We start from the raw sequence: 1,838 nt of genomic DNA on the forward strand, positions 1-1,838 counted from the left end.
GCCCGAAGGGCGGGGCGGCGGCGGCCCGCATCCAGGCCGCCCCCAGCGCCGCCCAGGCGGAAGCGGCCGCAGCCCAGGCCTCGGCGGCCTCGCGGTCGGCGGCGAGCGCCGCGATCTCGGTCTGCCAGAGCGTGATCCAGTCCTCGGCGAGCCGGTCGAGCTCGTCCCCGGGGCCGGGCTTGTCCCCCGTCATGCGCCATGACTAGCCCGACGGCGCGTGGCAGGCGATGCGTCGGGATCGAGATGTCCACAACCTATGTTTCGCACTGCAGCGCGGCCCATGATAGCATCCAGCCGAGGCGGCGGAGACAGCCGCGCGGAAGGCAGAGCATGTCCCAGGACACCATCCACCCGCCGGCGGAGGCGGCCGAGACGCCGGCCGGCCCCCCCGTCGTGGTGAAGAAATACGCGAACCGCAGGCTCTACAACACGGAATCCTCGTCCTACGTGACGCTGGAGGATCTTGCGCAGATGGTCCGGCAGGGCCGGCACTTCGTCGTCTATGATGCGAAGTCGGGCGAGGACATCACCCGCTCGGTGCTCACCCAGATCATCGTGGAGGAGGAGGCGAAGGGGCGGAATCTGCTCCCGACCTCCTTCCTGCGGCAGATCATCGGCTTCTACGGCGACAGCATGCAGGCGCTGGTGCCGCGCTACCTGGAAAACGTCATGGGCGCCTTCTCGCGCCAGCAGGACCAGATGCGCCGCGCCGTCGAGCAGACCATGGGCGGCTTCAACCCCTTCGGCGGGCTCGAGGAGATGGGCAAGCAGAACATGGCGATGATGGAGCGCGCCATGACGCTCTTCGCCCCCTTCCGCCCGAATGCGGAGCCGCCCGAGCAGGGCGAATCGGCCCGCGTCGCGGCCCTGCAGGCCGAGGTGGAGCGCCTGACCCAGGAGCTCGAGGCGCTGCGCGCCGGGCGCAAGGCGAAGGGGTAGTTTCTGACGCGCGTTTTCGTTGCGACGAGAACGCCTTCAATCGCCAGCGCGACGAATCCGCGTCGCTTGGCTGCGCCGGATGTGCGGCGGGCGCCGTTCGGCGCCTCCGCCCGCGCATTCCGCGCGGGCCGCCATCGGATTACTCGAAGGGCTCGCCAGGACGCGCCTACCGCGTCGTCCAGGCGATGCCGGCCTCGGCCAGCGTCGCCTCCAGCAGCGCGCGGTCGAGCCGCGCGTGGCGCTCCAGCAGGCGCAGATAGGCGGCGACGAAATCCGGGCCGTGGCCGGCATGGACACCGTCCACATCCGCGGTCAGCGCATGCGCGACCTCGTGCAGCAGCACCCAGCTCGGCAGCTCCGGCGGGCATTCGATGGCAGTGCGGGTGGCGCGCGCGACGGTGCGGCGGGCCTGCTTCGGCAGCGGCCTGATCCGCGGCGGCCAGCGCCGCCCCTCTTCCGCCCAGACATGGTCCACCAGCGCCTGCAGCCGGGCGAAGGGCACGCGGCTCCGGTCGCGCGGCGCGACCACCGCATCCTCCCAGGCATAGAGTCTGGCGGCCTGCCGGTCGCCGCGGCTCATCGTCGCGGAAGGCGTGCCGTCGCCCCGCCACCCACCGGGTGGTCGAGCCCCACCCGGCCCCCCGCCTCGCGCCCGCGCCCATAGGCGCCGCGGTCGCGGATCGCGGTGCTGCGCGTCACCGTGCGCAGCCGCACGCCGAGGCCACGGAACTCCTGCTCGATCTTGCGCTCCTTCAGCAGCACCAGCGCGGTGCCGGCGCTGCCCTGCCGCGCGGCCTCGGCCTGCGCCGCCTGCTCGGTCGCGCGGCGATGGCTGCCGAGCTCCTCGAGCCGCGCCGCGACGCGGTCGGCGAAGCCGATGCGGAAGCTGCGGAGCGCCG

4 protein-coding genes are annotated in these 1,838 nt (G+C 72.9%); 1 reads left to right on the forward strand and 3 read right to left on the reverse strand.

The genetic code is table 11. The features are described from left to right. The coding region (locus L2I40_RS22660; RefSeq protein ID WP_237217610.1) for a hypothetical protein at nt 1–193 on the reverse strand (193 nt) is incomplete at its 3' end. 137 nt (nt 194–330) lie between these two features. Here L2I40_RS22660 and phaR point away from each other — a divergent pair. After that, on the forward strand, nt 331–939 hold the full coding sequence (phaR, locus tag L2I40_RS22665; protein ID WP_237217612.1) for a polyhydroxyalkanoate synthesis repressor PhaR: 609 nt from the start codon (nt 331–333) through the stop codon (nt 937–939). Nucleotides 940–1,105: 166 nt separating this feature from the next. Here the strand turns inward: phaR and L2I40_RS22670 are convergent, their stop codons facing one another. Further along, complete coding sequence (locus L2I40_RS22670) at nt 1,106–1,519, reverse strand: SprT-like domain-containing protein (RefSeq protein WP_237217613.1); 414 nt, start codon at nt 1,517–1,519, stop codon at nt 1,106–1,108. Further along, nucleotides 1,516–1,838: hypothetical protein (locus tag L2I40_RS22675; RefSeq protein WP_237217615.1), on the reverse strand; the 323-nt coding region annotated here is incomplete at its 5' end. The genes L2I40_RS22675 and L2I40_RS22670, both read right to left, overlap by 4 nt.

It is taken from the genome of Falsiroseomonas oryziterrae (genome assembly GCF_021864505.1).
Lineage (GTDB): Bacteria > Pseudomonadota > Alphaproteobacteria > Acetobacterales > Acetobacteraceae > Falsiroseomonas > Falsiroseomonas oryziterrae.